This window comes from Frankia sp. CeTa3Moorea (genome assembly GCF_978021225.1).
Genome location: NZ_CDXDOR010000271.1, coordinates 1 through 3,266, shown reverse-complemented (window position 1 = coordinate 3,266; position 3,266 = coordinate 1). Strand labels below are relative to the sequence as shown.

The following is a 3,266-nucleotide window of genomic DNA, read 5'->3' as shown; positions in this document are numbered from 1 at the left end:
GATGTAGCCGGGCTGGCCGTCGCGGGCGGGCACGAGGCGCATCGGGGCGAGGGCGCGCACGATCAGCAGGGTGGTCGGCACGGCCGGGCGGCGGGTGTAGAGGCCGTCGACCTTGCGGCCGGGGCCGGCGGCGCGGCGGGCTTCTCGCTCGATGAGCGCCCAGACCAGCAGCGACAGGCACAGCAGGTGTAGCAGGCCGTGGATCCGTTTCGGGTTCTGCAGGAAGACGGGCGCTACTCCGAGGGGGCCCTTGAGCGCCGAGTAGCGGCGCTCGACGGCTTCCTGCCCCTTGTACTTCACCAGGACCTCGCCGGCGTCGGCCTCGTCGATGGTGAGGTTCGTCAGCAACGCGAACCAGCCGTCGGCGGCCTCGTCGACCGCGAGGGTGTCGGCGTCGAAGTGCCAGACCAGCAGCGGCTTTGCGGTGTCCGGGTCGGTGTCGGTGTGGACGCGCAGCCAGCGACCGACCTTCCGCTCGGCGGTGATCTTTGCGACGCGGGCGGCGACCGCGTCCTGGTCGCGGTAGTAGCGGCTGCCGAGGTTGCGGTGGACCTGGGCCAGGTCGGTCCGGGCCTTCTCGATCGCGGCTTCGCGGGCGGCACGCGACGCCTGGGCCCGGCGGACAGAGTGGGCGAACACGGCCCGGAACGTGGCCGGCGGGTCGGCGGCGGTCGGGCCGTTGAGCGTGACGGTGCCCTCGCGGACCCGGTGCAGGTCGCGCTGGTGGGCGAACAGGTCGGCCTCGCGGGCCGGGGTGTAGTCCACGATCGCCGCGGTCGCGACGTCCTGGGCGGCGAGCACCGCCGGCCCCACGATCGAGCGCGGGGCCGGGGCGACGAACCGCACGCCCGCCTGGTCGATCGCGGCCAGGTTGCGGTAGGAGACGAGCTTGCGGTCGCCGACGAGCAGGAACCGGCGCGGCCCGGCGAGGTCGCGCAGCGCGCGCATCGCCTCGTCGACCTGGCTGATCTCCGCGGCGCCGCCGTCGTAGGCGCGGGCGAGCACGGGGATGCCACCGTCGGCGGTCACGGCCAGGCCGGCCTGGACCTGACGCAGGTCGGTGCGGCCGTCCTTCGGGTGCCCGAAGGACGGGGTCGCGTAGTCGCCGCCGGCCTCGGGATGGTCATAGAGGCCGTAGAGCGAAATGGACGTCATGTCCCAGTGCAGTTGCGAGACGTCAATCCCGAACTCACGGATCGCGGTAGCGCCGATCGAGCCGACGACGGCCTCGTCCGCCTCGGCGAGGGCCTCGAGGGCGCGGCCGATCCGGTCATCGTTGAGCAGGTGGGCGGGGGTGCCGAGCATCTCCTCGACGGCCCACTGCGCGGCCCAGTCCTCGACGCGGACCAGCGCGGCCGGCTCGGTGACCCGGTTGGCGATCAACGCGCCAATGACTTGGCCGTGCGTCAGTCCGGCGTCGCGGCGGATCGGGCAGAGCCGGTCGATCGTGTCGACCAGGTCGAGGCGGGCGAGCACGTCACGGACAACGGGCAGCACGCCGAGCTGTTTGTCGCTGCTCGGGGGCCCGTAGTCGAGTACCGCTGTGGCCTGCACGGATCCAGAACGTGCCAGGCTGAACACTCCCCGAACCAGCGGCTACGACGCCATCCGATCAAGAGACTACGGATCTAGCACACCAGACGAACGTGCGGAGGACAGGCAGGAAGTCACCCGAGAGGTACAGGCAGGATGATCCGCGGGTAGAGGGCGGGGCATTGTTGCGGCGGTGGAACCCGCTGTCCCGCGGCTGCTGATCGGTCATGATCGAGCGACGCGTCGACGTCGCGCCTGCCCACCGGTCCCGGCGTCGGGGTTCGCGGGGTCCCGCCTTCTGCCGGAGGTGATCGGCCTCGCTGTCCGGTGGGTCTACCGCAACCCGCGGATCCGCGGCCTACGCGGCCGGGGGTGGAGAAACCGAACATCGACGGTCATGTCGCCAGTACGCGCAGGTCGTTCGGCACCCCATCCGGGCGCGTCGGACCGGTCGCCCATGCGGTGCGTCGGAGCGTCGCAGGTGGTGCACGGGACAGGAAGGCAGCCGGCCTCCACCGCAAAGCGGTGGAGGCCGGACTAGCCTTGTGCCGCGTGTCCATTCACGGGTGTGACCCGTGTTGATGCTGCTTCAGGCTGTGGTACAGTACGCGCAACGCTCCCTCGCGCGCCAGAACGGGGCCTCCTGAGGTCGATCTTACGATGAAGATCATCTGGGTTGGCCGGCCTGGCGGGCCGTGTCGCAGCCACTCGGACCATCGCACCGTGCCCGTGCCCGTGCCCGTGCCCGTCCCGTTGCACGGCTCATGTGGATGTTCGAATGCGTCTGGTCACCCGGCTGGGATGTCGCGCCGCGTCGCCTTCACCGTCACGACGTCGGTGACTGTGGTGACCGGTCATCGACGGCGGCTCCGGTGTCTCGGCGTAGGTGAGCGACCAGGTTGCGTGCGGTGCCCGTGCCGACGTTGAGTCGCTTGCGGAGGGTTTCGGCGGAGATGGGGCGGTGGTGGTGTTGCCAGTGGAGGACGTCTTCGGCGCGTGCGCGGTGGAGTAGGTCCTGCTGGCGTGCGTCCCGCTCGGTCTGACGTGATGTGGCGCCTGCTGGTTTCTGCCGGCTTCGCGCGATCGTGGGTGGCGTTACTGAATCCTGTGGCCGGTCGGCCTTCTTTGCTGCTGGGAAAAAGCTCCGGGACGGGACGGTGGTCTGGATGGCTTGGAGGAGACCGGGGCCGACTTCTGCCCATCCGATAAGCAGGAGGGGGCCGACGGCGTCGAAGGCTGCTTTGCCGTAATGGCCGGTGATGAGGGGCTCGGTGATGTTCAAGGCCAGCGTGACGGTGCTTGCGAAGATCAGTAGGCGTCGTGCGGCGCGGATGACGTCGGCGGGTCCGTCGTGCAGGGTGAGGTGGCGTGCGCCGAGGAGGAGTCCGACGACGGAGAGATCGACTGCGGGTGCAACGAGGATGGCGACGTAGGTCGGGACCCCGAGGCGGATGCCGAGTGCGGCGACATTGCCGAGCCCCAAGAGGAAAGTGAGCCCGACGACGGTTCCGACGATCATGGTCACCATGCGGGCGGTGTCGTTCGGACCCGCCAGGTCTACGGAACATGTGTTCGATTCAATCGGCGGGGTGGTCGGCTGGGTGCTCACGGGGCATCGCCCCTGGCCAGGAGCCTCGTGGAGACCGGTCGGACAGTGATCTCGGGACCCTGAACCAAGATCAGGCGGTTCTTCTGGTGACACGTTAGGTCCACCCATGTAGGCATTGCGCGAA

2 protein-coding genes are annotated in these 3,266 nt (G+C 69.7%); both read right to left on the bottom strand.

Annotated features, from left to right (window positions below; translation table 11 throughout):
• Nucleotides 1-1,554 (bottom strand): IS1634 family transposase (locus tag AC08OV_RS24145; RefSeq protein WP_476620385.1); only part of this gene is annotated, 1,554 nt, incomplete at its 3' end.
• A gap of 805 nt (nt 1,555-2,359) precedes the next feature.
• Nucleotides 2,360-3,142 (bottom strand): hypothetical protein, encoded by a 783-nt coding sequence (locus AC08OV_RS24140; RefSeq protein ID WP_476616130.1) that lies wholly within the window; start codon nt 3,140-3,142, stop codon nt 2,360-2,362.
• Between the last annotated feature and the right edge of the window lie 124 nt (nt 3,143-3,266).